This is a genomic window from Streptomyces sp. LUP30 (assembly GCF_001746365.1).
In the GTDB taxonomy this organism is placed as follows: Bacteria; Actinomycetota; Actinomycetes; order Streptomycetales; family Streptomycetaceae; genus Streptomyces.
Genome location: NZ_MJAJ01000033.1, coordinates 48294 through 72618, shown reverse-complemented (window position 1 = coordinate 72618; position 24325 = coordinate 48294). Strand labels below are relative to the sequence as shown.

Below are 24325 nucleotides of genomic sequence, written 5' to 3'. Positions count from 1 at the left end.
GACAGGGGTCTCCTCACAGCCGCGGCGACCGGAGGGTCCGCCGGATGCAACCGACGAGGCCGTTTTCGCGGTCAACCAGGTAGAGCGTCGACCTGACCCGGCCGGACCGACCACCCGGCCGCCCGAGCGGAAGCGGACCATGAGATATCGCAGCAGAGTGACGGCCCCGGCGGCCGCCCTGATCGGCACGGCAGCAGTACTGGCGGGGGCGAACGCGGCCTACGCCGACGGGAAGACCGACGGCGCCCCGGCGCCCGAGACGCTCGGCGACCCCGTCTTCCCGAACCTGGGCAACGCGGGCTACCGCGTCGCCGCCTACCACCTCGACCTCTCCTACGACGCGACGACCACGCTCGTGGACGCCACGGCGACGCTGGAGCTGCACACCACGCAGGCCCTCGCCCGGCTCTCCCTCGACTCCCTCGGCCTCGACATACGCACGGTCCGCGTCGACGGGCGCACCGCCGCCTTCGAGCAGGCGGACGAGAAGCTGCGGATCACGCCCGCCCGCGCGCTGCGCGCACGGGACCGCGTCACGGTGTGCGTGACGTACACCGCCGACCCGAGGCGCGCCCTGGCGCACACGGCGTGGGTGCCCACCCCGGACGGGTTCGCGATATGCCCCCAGCCGGACTCGGCGCACACCGTGTTCCCCTGCAACGACCACCCCTCGGACAAGGCGCGCTTCACCTTCCGCATCACCGTCCCCGCCGCCCTGCGCGCCGTCGCGAACGGTTCGCTGGTGTGCACCGAGAACCTGGCCGGCGACCGCACCGCGTACACCTACCGCTCCCGCTCGCCGATCGCCACCGAGCTGGTGCAGATCACGGTCGGCGACTATGTCGTCAAGGAGCGCCGGGGGCCGCACGGACTGCCCCTGCGCGACGTCGTCCCCACCGCGCGGGCCGAGGCCCTGGAGCCCGCACTCGCCCTCACCCCGGGCCTGGTCGAGTGGCTCGAAGCCCGGCTGGGCGCCTACCCGTTCGAGACGTACGGACTGCTGCCCTGCAACTCCGACGACCCGAACGCCTTCGACTTCACCGGCCTGGAGACCCAGACCCTCACCCTGTACAAGCCGAACTTCCTGCTCCAGCCGGAGCCGAAGATCGGCTCGCACATGATGCACGAGCTGGTCCACTCCTACTTCGGCAACAGTGTCAGCCCCGCCACCTGGGCCGACCTGTGGATCAACGAGGGCCACGCCGACTTCTACGGGCTGCTCTACCGCTACGAGCGCGGCTGGGCGGACTCCCTGGGCCTGACCACCTTCGAGGCCCGGATGAAGGACACCTACGCGCGCGGCGACCAGTGGCGCAAGACCTCCGGCCCGGTCGCCGCGCCGAACGCGGCCAACCTCTTCGACAGCCAGCGCTACCTGGGCGGCGTCCTCGTCCTGTACGCGCTGCGGCAGCTCATCGGAGAGGACGCCTTCCACGCGGTGGAGCGGACCTTCCTGGCCCGGTACCGCAACTCCTCGGCCTCCACCGAGGACTACATCGCCGTCGCCTCGACGGTCGGCGGGCAGGACGTCTCCGGCTTCCTGCGCGACTGGCTGTACGGCACGACGACGCCGAGGATGCCCGGCCATCCGGACTGGACGGTCACCCCGGTGCCGCCGTCCCTCACCGCGCCGCGCCGCCGGGCGGACGCGCGGTGGCACGAGAACTCGGCCACGCTCTGACCCAGGCGCCGCCGTCAGTCGTGCAGGGCGGACCTCTCGCCCTGCACGGCCCCCTCGCCGGTGCGCTGCTGCGGGATCACCACCGCGCCCTGCTGCAACGCCACCGTGCGGGCCGGCGCCGGGATCCGGATGCCCTCCTCGCGGTAACGCCGGTGCAGACGCTTGATGAACTCGTGCTTGATCCGGTACTGGTCGCTGAACTCGCCGACGCCCAGGATGACGGTGAAGCCGATCCGAGAGTCGCCGAACGTGTGGAAGCGGATGGCGGGTTCGTGGTCCGGCACGGCGCCGTCCACGCCTGCCATGACCTCCGCGATCACCTCCGACGTCACCCGCTCCACATGCTCCAGATCGCTGTCGTAGGCCACGCCCACCTGCACCAGAACCGTCAACTGCTGCTCGGGACGCATGTAGTTGGTCATGTTCGACTTCGCGAGCTGGCCGTTGGGGATGACGACCAGGTTGTTGGAGAGCGCGCGCACGGTCGTCTGACGCCAGTTGATGTCCTCGACGTAGCCCTCCTCGCCGCTGCTCAGCTTGATGTAGTCGCCGGGCTGGACGGTCTTGGAGGCGAGGATGTGGATGCCCGCGAAGAGGTTCGCGAGCGTGTCCTGCAGTGCGAGCGCGACGGCCAGACCGCCGACGCCCAGGGCGGTGAGCAGCGGGGCTATGGAGATCCCCAGCGTCTGCAGGACCACCAGGAAGCCGATGGCCAGGACCAGGATCCGGGTGATGTTCACGAAGATCGTGGCCGATCCGGCGACACCGGAGCGCGAGGAGGTCACCGACTGCACGAGCCCGGCGACGACCCGCGCCGCCGACACGGTCACCACGAAGATCAGCAGCACGGTCAGGCACTGGTTGACGGTGTGCTGCACGGCCTTCGTCAGCGGCAGCACCGCGGCCGCGGCCACCGCGCCGCCGGCGATCGCGGCCCACGGCACCACGGTGCGCAGCGCGTCCACCATGACGTCGTCGCCGCTCCACCTGGTGCGCTTGGCGTGCTTCGCCAGCCAGCGCAGCAGCGTGCGGGAGAGGAAAGCGGCCAACAGGCCGGTCGCCAGGGCGATTCCGGCGACGACGCTGTCGTCCAGGGTGAGGGCGCGGTTCACCGGTCGCCTCCCCGAAGTCGAAGCGCGGCCGCGGGGGCCGTCGACGGCCGGATGTGGAGTCTCGTCACGATGTCACCTGCTCGGTTCCGGGATGTGCGGTCGCCCGCCCCGCTCGCTCGCGGAGAGGCGCGACCGCTCATCCTGCCGTATCCGGCACGGGAGTTCGTACCCGGGAAACCGGCCGCGGCGGCGCGATCACACAGCTCGGCCCCCGGCCTGCCGCCGCTGCCCTCGACCGGTTCCGGCCCGCCGGGGCCGGTTCACGGGCCCCCCGCAGAACGTGCCCAGGCAGGGCTCTCCGGAGTCGGAGGGGAGGTTCTCTGCCTCCACCACGGTGCTCCGGCCGCACGGTCACACCGGTGGCCCCGGTGCCGTCGAGCGGATCACGGCTCCGGAGCGCACCGGCGCCGGGTCGGCTCAGATGACCTTCATCCGTACCAGCGCCCCCAGCGTCAACGCGCCCGGCACCAGCGGCAGCCACACGGTGATGATGCGGTAGCCGAGGACCACGGCGGTGGCGACGGCCACCGGGCCGCCGGCCGCCACCAGCGCCACCACCAGCGCGGCCTCCACCGAACCGATCCCACCGGGCGTCGGCACCAGCGCGACCGCCGCCGTGGCCGCGAGATACGCGACCGCCATGTGCGCCGCCGCCACCGGCAGTCCCAAGGCCCGCCCCACCGCGGCCAGACCGGCCGCCTGCAGGACCGGGAACGCCAGGGAGCCGCCCCACAGCGCCAGCACCCGGGCCGGACGGCGGTGCACCGAGCGCGCCTCGCCCAGCGCCGTGCGCAGGAAGGAGCACACCGCCGACCGCAGCCGCCGTACCAGCGCGAGCGCGCCCGCCGTCGCCAGCGCGACCGCACCGAGAGCGGCCAGCAGCGGACCGAGCGTCCCGTCCGGCAGCAGCGAACCGAGCCGCAGCGCGTCGGGGAACACCAGCAGCAGCACCGCCAGCAGGCCCACCCTGGCCACGCCCTCCGCCAGCATGTACAGCGCCAGCGCCGCCGAGGAGCGGGCCAGCGGCACCCCGCACACCGTCATGAACCGCAGGTTGACCGCGCTCGCGCCCAGCCCCGTGGGCAGCAGATGGTTGGCCGCGCCCGCCGCGAACTGCGTCGCCAGCAGCCGCCGGCCGGGCAGCCGCTCCACGACCGCGCCCTGCCGCGTCACCGCCGCCGCCACCCAGGTGAGACAGGTCGCCCCGACGGCGGCCAGCAGCCAGGGCCACTCGGCCCGCCGCAGCTGCGCGAACCCCTCGACGAGCACGGACCGGTGCCGCACCGCCACCACGGTGACGAGCACCAGGGGCAGCAGGCACAGGGCCTGACGCACCGGCAGCCGCCGGGCCGGCCTGAGCGGGGGGAGCGAAACCGTCGTCACACTCGGAGAGGGTCTCCGCGCGGCGCCAACTACGGGTTGCGGAAGCGGGGACGGAACATTACGTACTGTCATCGGGTCCTTCGTGGTCGAGACCGCCGTGTTCGAGACCGTCGGGTGCGAGACCTTCGGGTACGAGAACTTCGGGTACGAGGCCGTGGTGTCCGAATTCGTCGCGTTCGGGGCCCTTGGGGAAAAGGGCCCGGGGAAAACCTTGACCTCAAGGAAGCTAGAGGTTCTACGGTCGCTTCCATGAGCATGGACGCCACGGCCATGACGCAGTTGTACAGCGTCATGCACGCCCAGCAGGAACGCCGCCCCTTCGACCGAGCGACACTTCGCCGCATCGGCGCCTTCGCGCGCCCGCACCGCCGCCGCATCGCGCAGTTCGTGGTGCTGGGGATACTGACCGCGCTGCTCGCCGTCGCCACCCCCGTCCTCGCGGGACGGGTCGTCGACGCGATCGTGTCGCACGGCGACGGGGACACCGTCGTCCGCCTGGCGCTGCTCATCGCGGGCATCGCGGTGCTGGAGGCGGCGCTCGGCATCCTGGGCAGGAGGCTCTCGTCGACGCTCGGGGAGGGGCTCATCCTCGATCTGCGCACGGCCGTGTTCGATCATGTGCAGCGGATGCCGGTCGCGTTCTTCACACGTACCCGTACGGGAGCGCTGGTCTCCCGACTCAACAACGACGTGATCGGCGCCCAGCGCGCGTTCAGCAACACGCTCTCCGGAGTGGTCTCCAACCTGGTCACCCTGGTCCTCACCCTCGCCGTCATGCTCACCCTGTCCTGGCAGGTCACGCTGCTCGCCCTCGTCCTGCTGCCGGTGTTCGTGATCCCGGCGCGGCGCATGGGCAGCCGGATGGCCGGCATGCAGCGGGAGGCGGCCGCGCTCAACGCGGCCATGGGCACCCGCATGACGGAGCGGTTCTCCGCGCCCGGCGCCACCCTGGTCAAGCTGTTCGGCCGCCCCGAGGAGGAGTCGGCCGAGTTCGCCGCCCGGGCGGCCCGCGTCCGCGACATCGGCGTCCGCACGGCCACCGCCCAGTCGGTCTTCATCACCGCACTGACCCTGGTCTCCGCCCTCGCTCTCGCCCTCGTCTACGGACTCGGCGGCGGCCTCGCCCTCAGCGGCTCCCTGGAACCGGGCGCCGTCGTCGCCCTGGCGCTGCTCCTGACCCGCCTGTACGCCCCGCTCACCGCGCTCGCCGGGGCCCGGGTGGAGGTGATGAGCGCCCTGGTCAGCTTCGAGCGGGTCTTCGAGGTGCTCGATCTGAAGCCGCTCATCGAGGAGAAGCCGGACGCCCGCGAGGTGCCCGAAGGCCCGGTCTCCGTCGAGTTCGACGACGTCCGCTTCGGCTACCCGTCCGCCGACAAGGTCTCGCTCGCCTCCCTGGAGGAGGTCGCCGCCCTGGACACCCGCGGGGGCGACGAGGTCCTGCACGGCGTCTCCTTCCGAGCCGATCCCGGGCAGACCGTCGCCCTCGTGGGCTCCTCCGGCGCCGGCAAGTCGACCATCGCCCAACTCCTGCCCCGGCTGTACGACGTCGACGAGGGCGCCGTCCGTATCGGCGGCGTCGACGTCCGGGAGCTGAGCGCGGCCTCCCTGCGGGCCACCCTCGGCATGGTGACGCAGGACGGCCACCTCTTCCACGACAGCGTCCGCGCCAACCTCCTGCTCGCCCGGCCCGGCGCGGACGACGACGCACTCTGGGACGCCCTGCGCCGCTCCCGTCTCGACGACCTGGTCCGCTCCCTGCCCGACGGCCTGGACACCGTGGTCGGCGAGCGCGGCTACCGGCTCTCCGGCGGCGAACGCCAGCGCATGACCATCGCCCGGCTGCTGCTGGCCGGCCAGCGCGTCGTCATCCTCGACGAGGCCACCGCGCACCTCGACAACACCTCCGAGGCCGCCGTCCAGGAAGCACTCGCCGAGGCCCTCGCGGACCGCACCGCGCTCGTCATCGCCCACCGTCTGTCCACCGTGCGCGCGGCCGACCTGATCCTCGTCGTCGAGTCCGGACGGATCGTGGAACGCGGCACGCACGAGGAACTCCTGGCAGACGGCGGACGGTACGCGGAGCTGTACCGCACCCAGTTCGAGCAGCCGGGGACGACCGAGGGGCCGGACGTGACGGAGGTGACGGAGGTGACGGACGTGACGGGGATGACCGGGGTGACCGAGGGGGCCGCTCTCTGAGCCGTCCCGACCGCACGTCGGCAAGGGTGGTGCCGTGCAAGGGCGTTGCCGCAGCCTGCTGCGAACGCCCGGCCACCCCGATCCGCAACCCGACCCGCACAACCCGGGGCGGCCATGCGCTCTCCGTCCCGTCCCGGCGCGCCGCACGGGTGGCAGGTGACCGGTCGCCGCGATCGGTCACGGCGACCGCCGCCTATCCGCCCGGCAGACGCTCCCGCCCACGCCGCCCGGCCGGGCTCGCCAGCGCGTCCACGCCCGCGCGGAACAGCCAGGGCGCCCGCTGTACCAGAGGCACCAGCGCCGTGCGGGCCGGCGGCGCCCGCGTCGCGCCCAGCAGCGCGTGGGTCAGCCAGCGATAGCGCCGGGTGAGCCGCCGCCACTCCCGCTCATATCCCGCGAGGTCGCCGCCGGTGACGGCCCGGACGGCCGCCTGCGCCTGCGCGAGGGCGAGCGCGATGCCCTCGCCGGTCAGCGCGTCGACGTAGCCCGCCGCATCGCCGACGAGCAGCACCCGGCCGGCGGTGCGCGCGCCGACGTCCTGCCGGAGCGGGCCGGCCCCCCGCACCGGCCCGGCGGGCGCGCCCCCGGCCAGCCGCTCCCGGAGCCCGGGGAAGGCGAACAGGTGGTCGTCGAACGATCCGCGGGCGGTGGTGAGCACCGCGACGCCCACGAGGTCGTCGGCCACCGGGGTCACATAGGCCTCCGCATGGCGGGCCCAGTGCACCTCGACGTGGTCGCTCCAGGGGGCGATCCGATAGTGGCGCCGCAGCCCGTGTCGCGGGCGGCCCCGGTGCGGCCGGTCCAGTCCCAGGGCCCGCCGGATCGGCGAGTGCAGCCCGTCGGCGGCGACGAGGTGACCGGCGCGGGCCCCGTCGACCCACACGGCGTTCTCGTCCTGCCCGACGCGCCGTGCGGTGCGCCGTTCGACCCGGACGCCCGCGGCCAGCACCGCCTCACGCAGCGCCGTGTGCAGCGTCGTGCGCCGCACCCCGCGGCCCGGGCCCGCCCGGAAGCCCGCGTCGACCTGGCGCGGTCCGGCGACGTAGCGGATGCCGTGGAGGTCGCGCCCCGTCGGATGTACGCCGAGCGCCGCCAGCGCGGCCACCGCGCCCGGCATCAGCCCCTCGCCGCACGCCTTGTCGACAATGCCGGCGCGCTGCTCCCACACGGCGACGTCGAGCCCGGCCCTGGCCGCGTGCAGGGCCGTCGCCAGGCCCGCGGGGCCCGCGCCGACGACGAGCAGGTCCATGTGCAGCCTCCTTCAGGCCAGTCGTGTCAGGGCCGCGTCCTCGGTCCGGATGCGGGTGGCGAGCAGGAACCCGTTCAGCGTGGTGAAGACGACGGCCGTGACCCACGCCGAGTGCACCAGCGGGAGCGCGATCCCCTCCACCACGACGGCGACGTAGTTGGGATGCGGCAGCAGCCGGTAGGGGCCGCCCGTCACGCGCGCCGCGCCCGGCACGACGATCACCCGGGTGTTCCACTGCCGTCCCAGGGTGGCGATGCACCACCAGCGCAGCGTCTGCGCGGCCACGACGAGCGCGAACATGGCCCAGGCGAGGACCGCCGACGTGTCCGGTCTGCGCGTCCACACCTCCACGAGCGCGCCGACCAGCAGTCCCGTGTGCAGGACCACCATGAACGGGTAGTGCCCCCGCCCGCACTCCTCGCCGCCCCGGGCGAGGCTGAGAGCGGCGTTGCGGCGGGACACGACCAGTTCGGCGACCCGCTCCAGACCGACGGCCACGACCAGGGCGGTGAACGCGGCGACGCTGTTCACCGCTCACCGCCGGGAGCCCGCAGCAGCACCAGCTCGGAACAGAACCCCGGCCCCATCGCGAGCATGAGGCCGTGGGAGCCGGGCGGCGGCGGACGGTCGGCGAGCGTGTCCGCCATGACGTGCAGCACCGAGGCGGAGGAGAGGTTGCCGATCCGGCGCAGCGAGTCCCAGGTCAGGCCCAGGGCGTCCCGCTCGACCTCCAGGGCGTCCTGCAGCGCTTCGAGGACCCTGGGGCCGCCGGGGTGCGCGACGTACCAGCGGACGTCGTCACGGGTCAGCCCGTGGTCGGCGAGGAAGCCGCGGACGTCGTCGCCGATGTGACGGCGCACCAGGTCCGGGACCGAGGCGTCGAGCACGATCCGCAGTCCGCCGGAGCCGACGTCCCAGCCCATCATGCGCTCCGAGTCCGGGTAGAGACGGCTGCGCGACGCGAGCACCTCGGGCCGGGCCGGGTCGTCGGACTGCGCGAGCGGGTGCTCGGAGCCGACGGCGACCACCGCCGCGGCGCCGTCCCCGAACAGTCCGCTGGCCACGAGGTTGGCGACCGAGGAGTCGTCGCGCTGCAGGGTGAGCGAGCACAGCTCGACCGACATCAGCACCGCGACCCCGTCCGGCCGGCCGCGCAGCAGGTCGTGCAGGCGGGCGACGCCGGCCACGCCCGCCACACACCCGAGGCCGACGAGGGGCAGGCGCACCACGTCGGGCCGCAGCCCGATCTCCGCCGCGACGCGGGCCTCCAGCGAGGGCACCGCCAGGCCGGTCACCGTGCAGGACACGATGTAGTCGACGTCGGCCGGTGTGAGCCCGACGTCCTTGAGCGCGTCGACGACCGCGCGGGCGCCGAGCTCGACGCCGGCCCGGATGAAGACGTCGTTCGACCGGCCGAAGTCGCCGAGTCGGGCGTACTCGCCCAGCGGGAGCACGGTGTGCCGGGTCTCGACGCACGCGTTGCGATGGAACCGTTCCACGAGGCCGCGGTCGGCCCCGTCCCCGGCCGACGCGGCGATGAAGGACTCGGTGATCTCCTCCTGACGATGTCGTGGCTCGGGCAGGGCGCCGCGGACGCTGAGGACGCGCATGGTCATGCTGGCTCCTGGGGTCGGCTGATCGGCTGGGCGGTGGGGCGCAGGGGTGCGGGGACGGGGGCCGGGGGGCGGGGGCCCGGGTGGGGCCGTTGATCGGCGGGACCCGGTCTGTGGCTCGGCCACACCGGTTCCCGACCGGCTGCCGGCCGCGCCCGTCGCCCGGGCCGCCCTCGTGGCCCGGCGGGACGCGAGACGTGCCGGGTTCCCGGGCAGCGGACGCGCGGCCCGGCCGCCACGAGGGCGGTGCGGCGAGCGAGGGCGCCATCAGCCGGCCGCCACGAGCAGCACGACGTCGACCAGGGCGATGGCGACCGCGGCCCGGAAGGGAGTACGACCGCGGGTCACCAGGGTGAGCACCGCGAGGACGATCACCAGGGCGAGAACCGGCCATGCCCACCCCGGGGGCCTGCCTGCCGGTCCGAGCACGGTGAGCAGCGAGGCGGCGGGCAGCAGCACGGCGGCAAGGACGCGGGAGCGACGCCCGCCGATCCGGTGCGGCAGACCACGGACGCCGGTGCGTTCGTCGTCGGCGAGGTCGGGCAGCGTGTTGAGCAGATGCGCCCCCACGCCGAGAGCCGCACCGGCGCAGGTCATCCACAACGGCGCCCACGCCCGGTCGGGGCCGGCGAGTGTCACGACCGAGGGCAGGGTCCCGAAGGCGCAGGCGTAGGGCGCCCAGGACCACACGGTCGCCTTGAGCCCGAGGTTGTAGGCATGTCCCGCGCCGGTGGCCAGGGTGGCGTTGACCAGCGCGGTGCGCCAGCCGGCGAGCGCGGACAGCACCAGGCAGGCGACGGCCGCCACGACCAGGGCTGCCGCCGCCCGTCCGACCGGAAGGCTGCCGACGGCCAACGGCTTGTCGGTGCGGCCGACGGCGCGGTCGCGGCGCAGGTCCAGCAGGTCGTTGCCCCAGCCGACGGTGAGCTGGCCGGTGAACACCGCCGCGGTGACGACGACGGCGTCGAGCGGACGCAGTCCGCCGCGGACCGCGAGCAGGCCCGCGACCACGGTGACCGCGAGGGCCGGCCCGCCGTGAGCTGCGGCGAGCAGCGTGGGCATGGCGGGCGGTCCGGGCAGGTTCGTCAGCGCGCGGGTCGTCACGGGCACGGGCGGCCCGCCCCGCCGCGCGGGTCACGGGCGGTACCGGGCACGCCGCACACCGGGCGCGAGCGCGCTGCGGCCGTGGGCACGGCAGGTGCGGGGCGCGGGCGTCGTCCGGCAGAGCCGCTGCTTCCCGTCGTGCGGGTGACCATGAGGGGCATGCAGCATCGCTGCCACGCCGCCCGCCCGCTCACACGAGGCACTCCGGCATCCGGTGGACCCGGGCGGCGTCGCCGCTCCCCGAAAGGGTGCGCGGTCGGGTGCGGCTGGGGTCCGGTGGTTGGAGGCGCAGGTTCCGCTGCTCCACCGGGCCCCAGCTATGAGGCATCGTGCCCGGGAAGGGCCCACAGGACGGCGGTTGTGCGCGGGGCTACCAGCGATACCAGCGGCCCCGGCGGCCGCCGGTGTCCGCGCTGCGCATGACGAAGCCGAGCAGCCAGACGACCAGCACGACGACGGCGATCCACCACAGTGCCTTGAGCGCGAAGCCCGCGCCGAACAGGATCAGGGCCAGAAGCAGAACGAGAAGCAGGGGAACCATAGTTATCGACCTCCAGCGGTCCTGGTGCCCGGCAAATCCAGGAACACACGAGGCGTCCTCGGGGTACGGCACACCGGTCGTCAGCGCCGACTCGCCGCCTTCGAGGAAGTCGGCGGGGTTCAGCAGTTCGGTGACGTGCACCCAGCGCACCGCGCGGCTGAGCCGGGACGCGCCGGCCAGGACGCGCGGCAGTCCTTCGACGAGTACGGGTAGCTCCAGGACGTCCCGAACTGCAAGGAAACGCCCGGGTGAGGGATGTTTCATCAGCATCAGGGATGCTTTCATCCAAGGGGTGAGGCACACCCTTCCTCGTACCTGGTCGGCACCGTGACAGGAGGCGTCCAGACCTTGGCAGGTGCGTGGAACTACGTATATCGCCACTGGAGTTCGCCTTCCTGCGTGCGGCGAGGTCGGCGGGGTGGTTACCGTGCCGGCCATGTCTGAAGATCTCCGAAGCGATGCTCCGGCCTCTGAGGCCGGGGCGGTGGGCGGACGGTTGACCGATCCGGGGTGGCTGGTGCACGGCGACCCGGAGCAGGTCCTGGCGGCGCTGGACGGCGCTGCCGGGCGACGGGAGACGTCGGCCGCCGCCGTGTACCGGGCGTCCGGGCATGTGCATCGTGACGCCGGCGCGCGGGTGCGGCGGCAGGTGCTGGCGCTGGACGCCGCCCGGTACGGAGACCCCGGGCTGGCGAGGGACATCGCCGAGGTGCCGGTCGGTCAGGAGACCGACGGCTCCTGGGTGGTGGAGTGGGCCACAGGCAGCGGCCTCGACTCCCGGCTGCGGTGTGCGCTGCCCGCCCCGGCCGAGGTGGGCGCGGTGGCGACCGCGGTCGTGGCGGACCGTGGACTGGCGGTCGCCGGCTGCAAGGACGGCACGCTGCACTGGTGGGATCTGACCACCGGCCGTGAGCTCGGCAAGGTCGCGACCGGACACACCGGCGCGGTGCGGGCCCTGACGACGGTGGTGCTGGACGGCCGTCCCATGGCGGTGACCAGCGGTTACGAAGGGACCGTCCGGGTGTGGGACCTCGCCGTGGGAGAGCTCGCCGGTTCGTTCCGGGTCGGCGACGACGACTGGGTCACCCTGCTCGCGACCGGACTGGTGGAGGGCCGTCCCGTCGTGGTCGGCGGCAGCACCGACGGCGTGGTGCGGGTGTGGGATCCGGCCGTCCTCACCCGCAGCGATGAGCTCCTGACCATCCGCACGGGCCACGTCTCCGCCCTGGCGACGGCCGCACCGGACGGCCGTCCGGTCGCTCTCACCGGTCACGCCGAGGGAGCCGTCCGGGTGTGGGACCTGATCACGGGACAGGAGATCGGCGCCCGGAGCGACCACCACGCCGAGGAGCCTCCCGCGGCCACGGACGGGGGGATGCGCGTCTGCGCCACCATGGAGCTCAACGCCATGACGCATGTCCTGGCGACGGACCCGACGTCCGAGTGTGCGCTGGCCGTGAGCGCCGACGCCTACGAGGTGCGCATCTCGGACCTGGTCACGGGCGAGGAGGTCGGTGAGCCCGTGCCGGCCGGGTTCGTGGAGACGGCTGCCGTGCGAATGCTCCACGGCCGCCCCGCCGCCCTCGTCGGATACTCCGGCCGCAGGCCCGTCCAGGTGTGGGATCTGTCGACGCTCACGCACCTGTGCCTGCCGCTGGTCGGCCACGAAGCGACCGTGCGCGGAGTGGCGACGGCTGTGGTGAAGGGACGTCACCTCGCCGTCACCGGCGGCGACGACGGATCGGTCCGCGTCTGGGACCTCGACGGCGAGAGGGGCACGGTCAGCAGGCCGGACGGCCCGGCTCGGCCCGTGCAGAAGTTCGCCACCGCCGTCCTGGACGGCCGTTGCGTCGTCGTCACCGCGGACTCGGACGACCTGCGGATCCGGGACCTCGACGACGGGCGACAGATCGGGGAACCCCTGGCGGGGCAGACGGGCGTCGTGGACCTGCTGACCGTGGCGACCGTGACGGGACGCCCCACCCTGATCACGCGCGACCGGAGCGAGACCGTGCGCATGTGGGACCTGACCACCGGGGAAGAGCTGCACGGACGGTCGACGACGGAGTACGCCAGCGCGTCCATCCAGTTCTTCGCGGCACGGGAGGACCGATTCGTCGCCGTGACCCACACCGGACGCGTGTGGGACCTGACCACGAGCGCCTGGATCGGCGTGCAGCCGCGGCAGGACGGACTCCGGGCCCTGGCGTTGGAAACGCTCGCGGGCCGCAGCGTCATCGTGACCGGCGACCGGTCGCATGCCGTCCATCTGTGGGACCTGGCCGCGGGCGAACCGCTGGGGCAGCCCATGACGGGACTCACCGGCGACGTGCGGGCAGGGGCGGTGGGCATGCAGAACGGCCGCCTCGTCGTCGCCGCCGGGGGCGACGAGGGAATCGTGCGGGTGTGGGAGGCGGCCACGGGGCAGCAGACCGGCGCGTACGTCTTTCCCGCGGGAGTCAGGGTACTGGCGGTAGCACCGGACGGGCGGCTGGTGGTCGGTTTCGGCTCGGACATCGCGGTCCTGACCCACCGCTGACCGCACGGCGGCCGCCGACGGACGCTCCCTGCCGTCGGCGGCCGCTCCCCGTTCGGCTCGTCACCAGGCTGTCACCAGGCTGTCGGGAGACTGCCGATGAACGAGGTCAGCCGGTCGGCGATGATCCGGTCGTCGTGGGCCGAGTAGTGCCAGTGGCAGCCCAGGAAGTCCAGCCCCGAGTCGTCGAGGAGCCAGTACCGCACCCGGCCGTCGCCGGCGTCGGTGCGTGCCTTGACCACCTGCTGCACATGGCCGGCGAACGGGCCGGCGCCGACGGCCACGATGGTCGTCGTGGGCCCGTAGCGCGTCCGCAGCTTCTGGAGGAAGTCGCCGTATGCCGTGCGGTAGGCGGCCGCGAGGCTGTCGGGCGTCCATGGCTCACCCGGGTTGACGGCGGTCGAGAAGTCGTTGGTGCCGAGGTTGACCACCACGAGCTGAGGGCGCCAGGTGCCGGGGTTCCGCCAGACGTCGCCGGACACGTTCAGCAGGGCACGGTGGTAGAAGGTCCGGTAGGTGACGTCCGGTGAGCCTCCGTTGTAGTTGCGTACCATGCCGAGGCCCGAATAGGCGTTGAGCTGGTAGTCGGCGCCCAGTCGCCGGGCGGTGAGGGCGCCGTAGCTCACGTCGGCGTCGGTGGTCCGGCTGACCTGCTCCGCGGTGCAGTCGCGGGAGGTCGAGAGGTTGCCGTAGCCCACGGTGAGGGAGTCGCCGATGAACTCGATCTGGCGGCTGCGGGCCGCCGGCCTGCTCAGCACGGCGCCGCCCGGCGCGGCGAGGAAGCCTCCGAACGTGCTGGTGGCCCACGGGCTGTCATTGCGCTTGACGAGCCGGACGGTGTGCGTGCGGTTCTGCAGGCCGTTGATCCAGTGCGTGGTCCGGCCGGGCGTGACGAGCGTGGCCACCGTGGCGCCGTCGACCTGGACGTCGTAGTCGGCGGCCGCGTCGTCGAGCACGACGCCCACGCCGGTGCCCCTGACGCGACCCTCGAAGTACACGCCGGGCCAGCTGTACTGGACCGTGCTGCCGGCGTCCTTGACCCGCCCCGGGGTGTGCACCTGTGCCAGCACGCCCTTCACGCGGGCCGGCTGCCGCTGCCGGCCGGCTCCGTCCCGGGCCGTGTGCCGCACGCCCTCGGTGCCGTCCGCGGAGGCGTCCCGCGCCCCGCCGGTCTCGTCGCTGTCGCGGCCGGCCGTCCCGTGCCACCCGTGGGCGTCCACGGGCGCCGCCTGTGCCGTTCCGGCGGCGCCCACACCGCTCAGGAGTGCCGCCACCAGGGCGGTCAGCGCGGTGAACACCGGCGCTCGCCTGTGGTGCGTCCGCCAGGTTCCGCGGGCCGTGCGCATCCCGGTCATCCGTGGTGTCTCCTTCGCTGGTTCGGTCGTTCGTCCGTCGGAGCGATGGGGCGATGGCGCGATGGGGCGACGACCCGCTGCGTAGCCGCTGCGTCGACGGAAAGCGCGTCGTCGTCCGAAACGTCGAACGCTGGTCGGCAGGCGGGGCCGTGGCGCACGGTAATCATGTGCACCCCGTCCGTCAACGGGGCGGGAGAGGCTCTCTGCGCGGACCCGTGAGCACCTGCCCGTCACCGTCGGGCGACGGCGACGCTCGCCAGGGCCGGCCCGGCGTTCCTCAGGTGTCCTCGCCGCCTGCTCCCGGGCACCCGGCCGCACGTACGTCACGCGGGCTCGCGCCCAGCTCGCGGCGGCAGGCCTTGTTGAAGGCCTGGAGATCGGCGATGCCCACGGCCGCGGCGACGGCCGTGACGGACAGGGTGGAGGACGACAGGAGGTGCCGGGCGCGTTGCAGGCGGCGGCGCCGGATGTACGACACGACCGTGAGGCCGGTCTCGGCTCGGAACAGGCGCGTCAGGTGGGTGTGGGAGATCCCGACGGCGCGAGCGACGTCCGGCACGGACAGCGGACCGGCCAGGTGTTCCTCGACATACGCCTGTGCGCCCGACACATAGGGGTGGCGGCGCCCGTCTCCCTCGCCGCCCGACAGCTCGGAGACGCGCCACAGAGCGGCCCACACCTCGGCGGTGGCCCGCGAGGGAGTGGACGGCATGGCCGTCACGGCGTGGCGCAGCAGGTCGGCCAGGCGCGTGCTCTCGTCCCCGGCGTCCTGCATCACCGGGACCACCCGCGCGGATCCGCCCTCGTGCAACCGCAGATGGACGTAGAAATGCTCCGACCTGCCCCGGTAGTGGAAGTGCACCTCCGTGTTCGGCGGCACCAGGCTGACGTGGCCGGGGCGGATGGGATGGACCGACCGCCCGAGGGACAGCGCGCCCTCGTAGTGGTAGAGGTGCAGCTGCCACAGGTCGGGCAGGCGGAAGACGTCGTGCGCGGTGGAGACGCCGTGCACCCCGATGCCGGCGGCGACCACCGTGGGCGCCTCGTCGAGCCAGAGCGTTGTGGACCTCACGAGGGTGGAAAATTACCAGCAGTGGACGAATTCTGCCCACGACCCGGCCGTGCCGGGCCCGTACGTTCGTCGCATGCCAACCAGCAAGCACCTCCTGACATCGGTTCAGGTGGCACGCTTCGTCGCGCAGGGGTTTCTGCGCCTGGACGGGGTGGTGCCGCCGGAGATCAACGAACGGGCCGTCGCGGCCCTGGACCAGGGTCTGCCGCACGTGTCCTACGGCACTCCGTTGAGCACGGCCTTCGCACCGGACACCTTCGTCCACGAACTGCTCGCCCTACCGGTCGTCGCCGGCGCCGTGGAGAGCCTGGTCGGCCCCGAGCCGACCGTCGACCACCACGCCGTGCACATCCGCGAGCCGCACGAGGGACACGCGCAGGACCTCCACGCGGACGCCATCATCGACGTCCGGCCGGACGCGTTCGACCTGCAGCTCATGTACTACCCGCACGAGGTGACCGCCGGGATGGGCGGCACGCTGAGCGTGCCAGGAAGCCACCTGCGCCGGGTCAACGAGACGGACATCGGACGCGTGCAGAACCTCAGGGGGCAGACGCGCCTGACCTGTGAGGCGGGCACGGTCGTCCTCGTGCACCACGGCATCTGGCACAGCGGCCGCCGCAACGACACCGACCACCGCCGCCACATGTACAAGCTCCGCCTCAACCCCACCGTGCCGCAGGTGCGCCTCTGGGACACCTCCGACCTGCACGCCCCGGCCGTCGCCGCGGAACTCGGCACCGGCTTCCCCTGGTACGAGCAGGCCACCGCCCGGCTGGAGATCTACAACCGGGTCCTGCTGTGGCGGGCCCTGACCGGCGACGACCTGGTCGACGTCGACCACTGGGTCACCCGTGTCACCAACAGGCCGACGCAGAGGAGCCAGGCATGAGGCAGCAGGTTCTGGTCCTCTATCTCGCGTCGTCGGCGCTCGACTCCCACGTCGTGGGCTGGTCCCGGTACGACGGAACCGGCCGAACCCGCCCGACGACCGGGGACGGCGACGAGCCGCCCTACCCCACCGGGCTGGCCGCGCTGCACGACGGCTGGCGTCTCTTCCAGGCCTCCCAACTGCTGCCTCCGCAGCCCGGCCACGAATACGACGTCTCCTTCCTCAAGCACGAGTTCTTCTTCGAGAAGCTGGAGGAGGACTCCCGTCCCGACGCGTGACAGGCCCGCGTCTGACGACATGAGGGGACGGGAGTCCGGCGGCCGGGCGGGTCGGGCGCCCGGTCGGGCTCAACGGGCGAACGTCAGGCGCGGCGCCGCGTTGCGCGCCAGGGAGTGGGCCTGATCGGGCCACCAGGCGCCGGCGGGCGGGTCGACGACGCCGTACTCGGGGTCGATCGTGCCGCCGGTGTTGCGCGTGCAGCTGCCGTCGGACTCGCCGGGGATCTTTATCCACAGATAGGCGTCGACGAGGGGAACGCCCGTGGCGGCGGTGGGGCGCGGGCCGAGACCGCGGCCGGGCGCGTTGCACCAGATCTCCGGGTCCCCGCTGTACTTGCCCGGCTCCGGCGCCCAGGCACCCAGACCGTTACGGCTGGTGTCGATCACGAAGTGCCGCAGCCGGTCGGCCGGCGGGGCGCCCACGTTCTGGTCGAACCAGGCGTCGGTCCAGCGCCAGGTGGCGGGGTCTGCGGAGTCCACGGCGTTGCCGGGGACGCCGTCGTTGGGGGCGGCCGACGAGTAGTACTGACTGGCGCACCAGTCGGTGTGGCCGCGCGCCTGTTCGGGTCCCTGGGAGGCGAACCACATGCACTTGGCTATCCAGGTTCCGTACCTGGCGTTGTGGGCCGTGGGGTGGGTGTTGGACACGTTCAGCGAGAAGCCGTCGCTGTAGCGGACCCCGGCGTCCAGCAACCGCTGCGCCATGTCACCGACCGACCGCCACAGGACGTTCCCCGCGTCCAGGTAGACCGCGGTGCGCGGCCGGGCCTTGAGGGTCCTGACGGCGTATTCGAGGTCGGCGACACGGGCGGCCGTGAGCGCGCCGGTCGGGTCGTCGGAGGGCCCGCAGTCCTTGGGGAGGAGAGCGAGACCGTCGGGCTCGACGACGACCACCGCCTTGCCGGCGCCGATGCCGGCGGCGAAGGCGTCGATCCATTGCCGGTAGGCGGCCGAGGACGCCGCTCCGCCGCTGGAGTACTGCGTGCAGTCGCGGCCCGGCACGTTGTAGGCGACCAGGACGGGGGTCCGGTCCACGGCCCGGGCCCGGCGGACGAGCTTGTTCACCTTGACGCGCACCTCGTCGGGCGTGCCCTCGGTGAACCACTCGGCCTGGGGCCAGCTCGCGAGCCTGGCCATGTTCGCGGCGTTGCCGAAGTCGCCGTGCCGGAAGTCCACGAGGGCCTGCTGTGCGGCCTTGCCGTGCGGGTCCGCGTAGAACCGCGTGGCCGGGGTGATCACGTCCCGCGTCTGTGCCGTCAGTGCCGTCTGCGCCGTCTGTGCCGTCTGCGTCGGCGGTTCCGTCTGTGCCTGTGCCTGCGTCGCGGTGAGAGCGGCGCAGGCGGTGAGCGCCGCGATGACGGCGGCCGCGCGCCGCCGTAGGCGGGGTGCTTGCATGGTTGCTCCTGATCGATGGACGGATGAGGGAACGCCTGGCGCCCTGTGCCGCCCCGCAGCCCTGCGTCCGGCGGGCCGCCGACCGCCCCGCGCCCGTGGCCCGGTCGGGGGCGTGGGGCGTGGGGCGCACGAGGTGCGAGGCGTGGGGCGCATGAGGGTGCGGGTGGGGGCGTGGGGACGAGAGGTCCTGGGGGCGTGGCGGAACGGGCCGCCGGGAGCCCTGGATCAGTAGCCGTAGATCATCTTGTAGGCGACCTCGGGGAGGAACTGTCCTGCCGACGATCCGGACCCGACACCACAGTTGCCGTCGGACTCGCCCGGCGTCTTGATCCACAGGAGCATCTCGGCGCCACCGCCTGTTTGGGTGGGAGTGCCGATACGGCGGCCGGCCGGGTTGCACCACTGGCCGTTGGACCCGTTGCCGTTACGGCTGCTGTCCACGACGAACGGCTTGGTGTAGCCGTAACGGGCGCTGAGTTCCCTGTTGACGGCGTTCCCGTACGCGGTGTTCTCGGACGTGGTGAAGTAGTTGGAGATGTTGAGCGAGAAGCCGTGGGCCTGGCGCAGGCCGGCGTCGTTGAGGCGCTGGGCCATGGTCGCCGCTGCGGCCCAGCCGGGGTTGCCGGCGTCGAGGTAGACCCAGGTGTTGGGGGCCTGGCGGTTGAACTGGGTGAGGGCCCCGCTGAGCATGCCCTGCCGTTCCGCGATCTGAGCCTGCGTCATGCAGCCGTAGTCCCCGAGGGAGTCCGGTTCGAGGAGCACGACGGCCGGACGGTTGGCGATCCCGCCGGCGAACTGTGCGATCCAGTTCGCGTAGGCGGACGACGAGGCCGCTCCGCCTGCGGAGTGCCCGCCGCAGTAGTCGCGGTTGTAGATGTTGTAGGCGACGAGGATGGGCAGCTTGTCCCGGCTGTCCGCGGCGCCCGCGTACGCGCCCGTGGCGGTGCCGATGGCGCCGCTCCAGGAGCCGAACCAACGAGCGGCCGGGGTGTTGGCCAGGGAGGCGTTGATCGCGGAGGCCCGGCCGTCGCCGGGGTTGGCGGCGACCCAGCGTTTCGCGCTGGAGTCGGGGTCCACGTAGAACCCGTGGGTCATGGTGGTCGGGTCGGCGGCGTGTGCCGACGGTGCGACGGCGAACGCCAGCGGCAGAGCGAAGAACGCTGTCACGAGGGCGCGGAGTCTGCGGCGCATGACTGAACCTCGGTTTCCTGGCATGGGTGCGTCGCACGCGCTCGTCCCGAGCGTGCGACGTGCTGAGGAGGTGCGGGGCGCGACGCCCCCGGGCTCCGGCGGCTTCCGGCCGGGGGCGACACATCCGAAGGGCCGGCAGTGAATCCTGGGAGCGCTCCCACTGGAAGCGGTCCCAACTGCGCGGAGGGCCTTGGGGTGTGGTCGGTATCGTGTGGCGGAGCGTCGGAACTGTCAAGCGCCCAGGCGGAAATCCACTGGTGCGACCTTCTCTCGGCCTGCGCGTATCCGCGCATATCCGCTGCTCGGGCGCCGCGGATCGTGGGCTGACCACTGGCTGGCCACTTGCTGAGCACCGGCGGATCCCGACGGTTCGCCGAGGGTCTTCGTGGGCCTCGACGGGCCTTCACAGGGCGAGGGCGAGGCTCTACAGTTCCTGGACTGGAAGCGCTTCCAGCTTTCGTGCCACCGCTCCCACGGTCTTCCCGTCGGGGTGGAAGCCGACCCACCGCACCACCGCACCCCGTGGTCACTTCGGAAAGGCTCATGCTCCATGGCAGAATCCGCGCCTCGTCGGCAGCCGACGCTCGACGAGGTGGCCGAACTCGCCGGCGTCTCCCGCTCCGTGGCCTCTCGCGCCCTCAACAACGCTCCCCATGTCAGCCGCGTCAAACGCGAGGCGGTCGAACGGGCCGTCCGGCAGCTCGACTACGTGCCCAATCCGAGCGCCCGAGCTCTCGCCACCCGTCAGACGGGGGCGGCCGCCCTGGTCGTCTCGGGCGAGGATCCGTCGATCTTCGCGGACCCGTTCTTCGCCCAGGTGATCGTGGGGGCGTCGGCCGCGCTGGAGGAGGCCGACCTGCATCTCATGCTGTGCCTGGCCGCTTCCGACCGGGGGCGCAAGCGGGTGGAGGAGCTGTTTCGGTCCAAGGGCGCCGACGGCGTCATGCTGATGGCGCTGCGTGAGGACGATCCGCTGGCCCGGATGGCCCAGGAGGCGGAGATGCCCGTCGTGTTCGGCGGACGCCCGGTCGGCCCGGCGCCGCGGTGGTACGTGGACGTCGACAACGTCGGTGGCGCGCGCGAGGCGACCGAGTACCTGCTCTCACGCGGCCGGACACGTGTCGCCGCCATCTGCGGCCGTATGGACACCGAGGCCGGGCGCGCCCGTTACCGCGGCTACCGCGACGCCATGCTGGCGGCCGGTCTCGATCCGTTCCCCCCGCTGGAGGGGGACTTCACCGAGCCCAGCGGAGCCGCCGTCATGGCCGCGCTGCTGGCGGACCACCCTGGTGTGGACGGGGTGTTCGCCGCCAACGACAACATGGCGGCGGGGGCGCTGCGCACCTTGCGCGAGGCCGGTCGGCCGGTCCCCGCCGACGTCGCCGTGGTCGGCTTCGACGACCTGGCGATCGCCCGGATCGCCGATCCGCCGCTCACCACCGTCCATCAGCCCATAACGGCGCTCGGCCGGGAGATGGCCCGCATGCTGGTCGCGCTCGTCAACGGACAGGACCCCACCCCGCTGATCCTGCCCACCGCGCTGGTCACCCGGGCCAGCGCCTGACGCGTCGGGCGGCCACCGGAACACAGGCTGCGCTGGATCTCCCGTCGGTGGTCCTGCGCCGGGCGCCTGTCAGGGGAAGGGAGGGTGCCGGGCTTCGTCCGTATGGCCCGCAGGGGCCGCAACGTGCGTCTGTCCGCGCGCAAGTTGCGGACCGGCTGACCGGTCGACCCGCCTGTCGGGGTGCGTGGTGGAGGAGTTCTCGAACCCACGGGGCTGTCCCTGCGTCCAACAGGCCGTTGGATCCGCCTGACCTCCGGATTCCCGCCATGGGACCGAGCGAAATATTTCGACGCGAGTCACGAATCTTGCGAGAGGGATTGACGCCGCAGACAAGCCTCCTATCATCCAGATTGCTCGACACTTCGCCCCTTGTTCGATATCACGCACATCGCCGGAGCCGCACCCCACTCAGGGCAGGGCGCCCGAGGCTCGCGATGCGGTGGGCTTGCACCAAGGCGATCAACGCCCGAGACGGGTCGGCGCGCTACGCGGCGGCCCGAGGCGCCGGTCGTCGCCGGGGCGCAGGAAAGGTCGTGCGGGACCGGGAGGCCGCACGGGCCCGCCGCTGCTCAAGGACCGCTGCGAACGCAACACATCGACAGTCCGGACGGCCTGTGACAGGGCCGGCCGGGGCCGCTCACTCGAGAACCAAGAGGTTGTCATGCGCAGAGTAAGTTTCAGCCGCAAACGTCTGTCCGTGGTGCTCGCCGCCGGGGTCGCGACCCTGGTCTCGTTGGCGGCGTCGCTCGTCGCGAACCCGGCACAGGCGGCCACCACCAGGGCGTGTGCTCTCCCGTCGACCTACCGGTGGACGTCGACGGGTGTGTTGGCGCAGCCGGCGAACGGGTGGGTCGCGCTGAAGGACTTCACCACTGTGACGTACAACGGCAAGCACCTGGTCTACGCGTCGAACGTGTCGGGTTCGTCGTACGGTTCGATGGCCTTCAGGCCCTTCACGAACTGGTCGGACATGGCGTCGGCCGGCCAGACCGGGATGAGCCAGTCCACGGTGGCGCCCACGCTGTTCTACTTCGCGCCCAAGAGGATCTGGGTGCTGGCGTACCAGTGGGGTGCGTGGCCGTTCATCTACCGCACGTCGAGCGACCCGACGAACCCCAACGGCTGGTCCGCGCCGCAGCCGCTGTTCACGGGCGGCATCGCGGGCGCCGCCCCGATCGACCAGACCCTGATCGCCGACGGCCAGAACATGTACCTGTTCTTCGCCGGTGACAACGGCAAGATCTACCGGGCGAGCATGCCGATCGGGAACTTCCCGGGCAACTTCGGCTCCTCGTACACGACCGTCATGAGCGACACGGTGAAGAACCTCTTCGAGGCGCCGCAGGTGTACAAGGTCCAGGGCCAGAACCAGTACCTCATGATCGTCGAGGCTCGGGGTGCGAACGAGCAGCGCTACTTCCGCTCGTTCACGGCCTCCAGCCTGAACGGTTCGTGGACCCCGCAGGCCGCCACCGAGAACAACCCCTTCGCGGGCAAGGCCAACAGCGGCGCCAACTGGACCAACGACATCAGCCACGGTGACCTGGTCCGCAACAACCCCGACCAGACCATGACCATCGACCCGTGCAACCTGCAGCTCCTCTACCAGGGCAAGTCCCCCACCGCGGGCGGCCCTTACGACCGGCTGCCCTGGCGGCCGGGTGTCCTCACCCTGCAGCACTGACCTGCCCCATCCATGGTGATCACGACTTCGCGCGGTCTGCCGGTGCGCAGGAGGGAGGCCTGAGTCGCGGGTGACGTCCGCCTGCTGACTGCCGGTCACCGACCGGGAGGAACCCCAGCCGTGCGCCGGCCGGGGTTCCTCGTCCACCACGCGACGGTCTTGACCGCCTACCGGGCGGCGGCCGGGACCGGCGGCGCGGGTCCCGGCTCGACGGACGGCTCGGTGAGGACCGGACCGAGCAGCAACGGGGAGCCGTCGAGGAAGCTCAGTACAGCTTCTTCTGCTGGGCCAGCATGGCGACGAACTTCTCGATGCGGGCCGCCCGGGTCTCCGGCTTCTTGGCGTCCTCGACCCGGTGCAGGATCGCGTACCGATTGCGACTGTCCAGGGTGGCGAAGAAGTCGCGGGCTTCGGGAGCGGCGTCCAGCGCGGCCTGGAGGTCGTCGGGCACCGTCGCCTTGCTCTGCGCCGCGTAGGCCGCCTCCCAGCGGCCGTCGGCCTTGGCCTTCTCGACCTCCCGCAGACCGGCGGGGCGCATCCGGCCGCTTTCGACCAGCTCGGCGGCCTTCTCCCGGTTCACCTTCGACCACTTGCTGCCGGGCCGCCGCGGGGTGAAGCGCTGCAGCCAGTGCTGGTCGTCCAGCTTCTTCTTCTGCCCGTCGATCCAGCCGTAGCACAGGGCCGACTCCAGCGCGTGCGCGTAGTCCACGCCGTCCACCCCGGAGCCGTTCTTCGGGATCTGGAACCAGATCCCCGGTACGTCCTCGTGGTTCTCCTCCAGCCACGTCTCCCACTCCTCCTGCGTGGCGACGAACAGGACCGGATCCGGTGATTTCCGCGCTCCCTCAGACATGGACGTCATGAAATCCCAGCCTCGGTACCGGGTCAACAACCGCACCTGCGGGGACGGCCCCTGACGGGCCGTTCCGCCGTGCCGCACCGTCACCCGCGTGCACAAAGTTGAGCAGCCGCTCTCCGGCGCTGCGGCGTACCGTCCCCGCTGGCCGAGCGGCACACGGAAGGGCGGACGCATGACGACGATGTACGAGCACGTCGGCGGTGAAGGGGAGCTGCGGCGGCTGGCGGAGCATTTCCACCACCTGGTGCTGGAGGACCCGCTGCTGGGCGACCTGTTCCGTGCCGGATCGCCGTACCACGCCGACCACCTCACCGCGTTCCTCGCCGAGATGCTCGGCGGACCCGCCCGCTACACCGACGAACTCGGGGGATTCATCGCGTTGTTGCGGGCCCACGTCGGCATGCGGATCACCCCGGAGCAGAGCGACCGGTTCGTCACCCTGATGCTCCGGGCGGCCGACGAGGTCGGGCTGCCCGATGACGACCGCTTCCGCAAGGCGTTCACCGGCAACCTCGAGAAGGCGGCCGGCTTCACCACCAAGGCCTCCCAGGACGACAGCCACCCCATGCTCCAGCCGCCGTATCCGGTGCTGGGCCGCTGGCAGTGGTGAACCGGCA

At 72.5% G+C, this 24325-nt stretch carries 20 protein-coding genes and 2 pseudogenes; 9 read left to right on the top strand and 13 right to left on the bottom strand.

The features are described 5' to 3' along the window. The first annotated feature begins 139 nt into the window (after positions 1 to 139). Positions 140 to 1681, top strand: a complete 1542-nt coding sequence (locus BG482_RS25080) for a M1 family metallopeptidase (protein WP_069771389.1) — start codon at positions 140 to 142, stop codon at positions 1679 to 1681. A 14-nt stretch (positions 1682 to 1695) separates the two neighbouring features. Here the strand turns inward: BG482_RS25080 and BG482_RS25075 are convergent, their stop codons facing one another. Further along, on the bottom strand, positions 1696 to 2793 hold the full coding sequence (locus BG482_RS25075) for a mechanosensitive ion channel family protein (RefSeq protein ID WP_069771388.1): 1098 nt from the start codon (positions 2791 to 2793) through the stop codon (positions 1696 to 1698). A gap of 417 nt (positions 2794 to 3210) precedes the next feature. Then, on the bottom strand, positions 3211 to 4176 hold the full coding sequence (locus BG482_RS25070; RefSeq protein ID WP_069771387.1) for a lysylphosphatidylglycerol synthase transmembrane domain-containing protein: 966 nt from the start codon (positions 4174 to 4176) through the stop codon (positions 3211 to 3213). A gap of 82 nt (positions 4177 to 4258) precedes the next feature. Between BG482_RS25070 and BG482_RS44120 the strand changes: the two genes are divergently transcribed. Beyond that, on the top strand, positions 4259 to 4429 hold the full coding sequence (locus BG482_RS44120; RefSeq protein ID WP_176741456.1) for a hypothetical protein: 171 nt from the start codon (positions 4259 to 4261) through the stop codon (positions 4427 to 4429). Between the two features lie 2 nt (positions 4430 to 4431). Continuing rightward, entirely contained in the window at positions 4432 to 6375 is a 1944-nt protein-coding gene (locus BG482_RS25065; protein ID WP_069771386.1) for an ABC transporter ATP-binding protein, read from the top strand. Positions 6376 to 6568: 193 nt separating this feature from the next. On the opposite strand, the gene BG482_RS25060 is transcribed toward BG482_RS25065, so the two are convergent. From BG482_RS25060 to BG482_RS45400, 6 genes and pseudogenes are all read right to left on the bottom strand, one after another. Further along, positions 6569 to 7624, bottom strand: coding sequence for an NAD(P)/FAD-dependent oxidoreductase (locus BG482_RS25060; protein ID WP_069771385.1), 1056 nt, complete (start codon positions 7622 to 7624; stop codon positions 6569 to 6571). 12 nt (positions 7625 to 7636) lie between these two features. After that, entirely contained in the window at positions 7637 to 8155 is a 519-nt protein-coding gene (locus BG482_RS25055; RefSeq protein WP_069771384.1) for an isoprenylcysteine carboxyl methyltransferase family protein, read from the bottom strand. After that, positions 8152 to 9240 carry a type III polyketide synthase gene (locus BG482_RS25050; RefSeq protein ID WP_069771383.1) on the bottom strand — a complete coding sequence of 363 codons (1089 nt, stop codon included), beginning with the start codon at positions 9238 to 9240 and terminating at the stop codon, positions 8152 to 8154. The genes BG482_RS25055 and BG482_RS25050 overlap by 4 nt, the downstream gene beginning before the upstream one ends. A gap of 264 nt (positions 9241 to 9504) precedes the next feature. Beyond that, complete coding sequence (locus BG482_RS25045; RefSeq protein ID WP_370745877.1) at positions 9505 to 10347, bottom strand: UbiA family prenyltransferase; 843 nt, start codon at positions 10345 to 10347, stop codon at positions 9505 to 9507. A gap of 364 nt (positions 10348 to 10711) precedes the next feature. After that, on the bottom strand, positions 10712 to 10882 hold the full coding sequence (locus BG482_RS45405) for a hydrophobic protein (RefSeq protein WP_069767885.1): 171 nt from the start codon (positions 10880 to 10882) through the stop codon (positions 10712 to 10714). A 63-nt stretch (positions 10883 to 10945) separates the two neighbouring features. After that, positions 10946 to 11146 (bottom strand): annotated as a pseudogene (locus tag BG482_RS45400) (PucR family transcriptional regulator ligand-binding domain-containing protein); the annotation flags it as partial. Positions 11147 to 11318: 172 nt separating this feature from the next. Between BG482_RS45400 and BG482_RS25035 the strand changes: the two are divergent. Beyond that, positions 11319 to 13421 carry a WD40 repeat domain-containing protein gene (locus BG482_RS25035; RefSeq protein WP_079142118.1) on the top strand — a complete coding sequence of 701 codons (2103 nt, stop codon included), beginning with the start codon at positions 11319 to 11321 and terminating at the stop codon, positions 13419 to 13421. Between the two features lie 71 nt (positions 13422 to 13492). Here BG482_RS25035 and BG482_RS25030 read toward each other — a convergent pair whose 3' ends face one another. Together BG482_RS25030 and BG482_RS25025 are read right to left on the bottom strand one after the other, a co-directional pair. Continuing rightward, on the bottom strand, positions 13493 to 14773 hold the full coding sequence (locus tag BG482_RS25030) for an SGNH/GDSL hydrolase family protein (protein WP_256096474.1): 1281 nt from the start codon (positions 14771 to 14773) through the stop codon (positions 13493 to 13495). A gap of 277 nt (positions 14774 to 15050) precedes the next feature. After that, positions 15051 to 15845 (bottom strand): AraC family transcriptional regulator, encoded by a 795-nt coding sequence (locus tag BG482_RS25025; protein ID WP_069771381.1) that lies wholly within the window; start codon positions 15843 to 15845, stop codon positions 15051 to 15053. A 73-nt stretch (positions 15846 to 15918) separates the two neighbouring features. On the opposite strand from BG482_RS25025, the gene BG482_RS25020 reads away from it, so the two are divergent. Then, positions 15919 to 16737, top strand: coding sequence for a phytanoyl-CoA dioxygenase family protein (locus tag BG482_RS25020; RefSeq protein WP_176741454.1), 819 nt, complete (start codon positions 15919 to 15921; stop codon positions 16735 to 16737). Then, complete coding sequence (locus BG482_RS25015) at positions 16734 to 17015, top strand: hypothetical protein (protein WP_069771379.1); 282 nt, start codon at positions 16734 to 16736, stop codon at positions 17013 to 17015. The genes BG482_RS25020 and BG482_RS25015 overlap by 4 nt, the downstream gene beginning before the upstream one ends. Before the next feature lie 69 nt (positions 17016 to 17084). Here the strand turns inward: BG482_RS25015 and BG482_RS25010 are convergent, their stop codons facing one another. Next, positions 17085 to 18410, bottom strand: a complete 1326-nt coding sequence (locus BG482_RS25010) for a glycoside hydrolase family 6 protein (RefSeq protein WP_069771378.1) — start codon at positions 18408 to 18410, stop codon at positions 17085 to 17087. Between the two features lie 225 nt (positions 18411 to 18635). Continuing rightward, entirely contained in the window at positions 18636 to 19601 is a 966-nt protein-coding gene (locus BG482_RS25005) for a glycoside hydrolase family 6 protein (RefSeq protein ID WP_069771377.1), read from the bottom strand. Between the two features lie 550 nt (positions 19602 to 20151). On the opposite strand from BG482_RS25005, the gene BG482_RS25000 reads away from it, so the two are divergent. Both BG482_RS25000 and BG482_RS24995 read left to right on the top strand, forming a co-directional pair. Beyond that, positions 20152 to 21165: a LacI family DNA-binding transcriptional regulator gene (locus BG482_RS25000; RefSeq protein ID WP_079142116.1), complete on the top strand. Its 1014-nt coding sequence runs from the start codon at positions 20152 to 20154 to the stop codon at positions 21163 to 21165. 784 nt (positions 21166 to 21949) lie between these two features. After that, positions 21950 to 22849 (top strand): annotated as a pseudogene (locus BG482_RS24995) (non-reducing end alpha-L-arabinofuranosidase family hydrolase); the annotation flags it as partial. A 265-nt stretch (positions 22850 to 23114) separates the two neighbouring features. Here BG482_RS24995 and BG482_RS24990 read toward each other — a convergent pair. Next, positions 23115 to 23702: a YdeI family protein gene (locus BG482_RS24990; RefSeq protein ID WP_069771375.1), complete on the bottom strand. Its 588-nt coding sequence runs from the start codon at positions 23700 to 23702 to the stop codon at positions 23115 to 23117. A 178-nt stretch (positions 23703 to 23880) separates the two neighbouring features. Here BG482_RS24990 and BG482_RS24985 point away from each other — a divergent pair, with 178 nt between their 5' ends. Next, positions 23881 to 24318: a group II truncated hemoglobin gene (locus BG482_RS24985; protein ID WP_069771374.1), complete on the top strand. Its 438-nt coding sequence runs from the start codon at positions 23881 to 23883 to the stop codon at positions 24316 to 24318. Positions 24319 to 24325: the final 7 nt, after the last annotated feature.

What these genes read in the sequence shown, in the direction of transcription:
- BG482_RS25080 (WP_069771389.1), top strand. Translation starts at nt 140, where the DNA reads ATGAGATATCGCAGCAGAGTGACGGCCCCGGCGGCCGCCCTGATCGGC.
- BG482_RS25065 (WP_069771386.1), top strand. Translation starts at nt 4,432, where the DNA reads ATGGACGCCACGGCCATGACGCAGTTGTACAGCGTCATGCACGCCCAG.
- BG482_RS25060 (WP_069771385.1), bottom strand. Translation starts at nt 7,624, where the DNA reads ATGGACCTGCTCGTCGTCGGCGCGGGCCCCGCGGGCCTGGCGACGGCC.
- BG482_RS25050 (WP_069771383.1), bottom strand. Translation starts at nt 9,240, where the DNA reads ATGACCATGCGCGTCCTCAGCGTCCGCGGCGCCCTGCCCGAGCCACGA.
- BG482_RS45405 (WP_069767885.1), bottom strand. Translation starts at nt 10,882, where the DNA reads ATGGTTCCCCTGCTTCTCGTTCTGCTTCTGGCCCTGATCCTGTTCGGC.
- BG482_RS25035 (WP_079142118.1), top strand. Translation starts at nt 11,319, where the DNA reads ATGTCTGAAGATCTCCGAAGCGATGCTCCGGCCTCTGAGGCCGGGGCG.
- BG482_RS25030 (WP_256096474.1), bottom strand. Translation starts at nt 14,773, where the DNA reads ATGACCGGGATGCGCACGGCCCGCGGAACCTGGCGGACGCACCACAGG.
- BG482_RS25020 (WP_176741454.1), top strand. Translation starts at nt 15,919, where the DNA reads ATGCCAACCAGCAAGCACCTCCTGACATCGGTTCAGGTGGCACGCTTC.
- BG482_RS25015 (WP_069771379.1), top strand. Translation starts at nt 16,734, where the DNA reads ATGAGGCAGCAGGTTCTGGTCCTCTATCTCGCGTCGTCGGCGCTCGAC.
- BG482_RS25010 (WP_069771378.1), bottom strand. Translation starts at nt 18,410, where the DNA reads ATGCAAGCACCCCGCCTACGGCGGCGCGCGGCCGCCGTCATCGCGGCG.
- BG482_RS25005 (WP_069771377.1), bottom strand. Translation starts at nt 19,601, where the DNA reads ATGCGCCGCAGACTCCGCGCCCTCGTGACAGCGTTCTTCGCTCTGCCG.
- BG482_RS25000 (WP_079142116.1), top strand. Translation starts at nt 20,152, where the DNA reads ATGGCAGAATCCGCGCCTCGTCGGCAGCCGACGCTCGACGAGGTGGCC.
- BG482_RS24990 (WP_069771375.1), bottom strand. Translation starts at nt 23,702, where the DNA reads ATGTCTGAGGGAGCGCGGAAATCACCGGATCCGGTCCTGTTCGTCGCC.
- BG482_RS24985 (WP_069771374.1), top strand. Translation starts at nt 23,881, where the DNA reads ATGACGACGATGTACGAGCACGTCGGCGGTGAAGGGGAGCTGCGGCGG.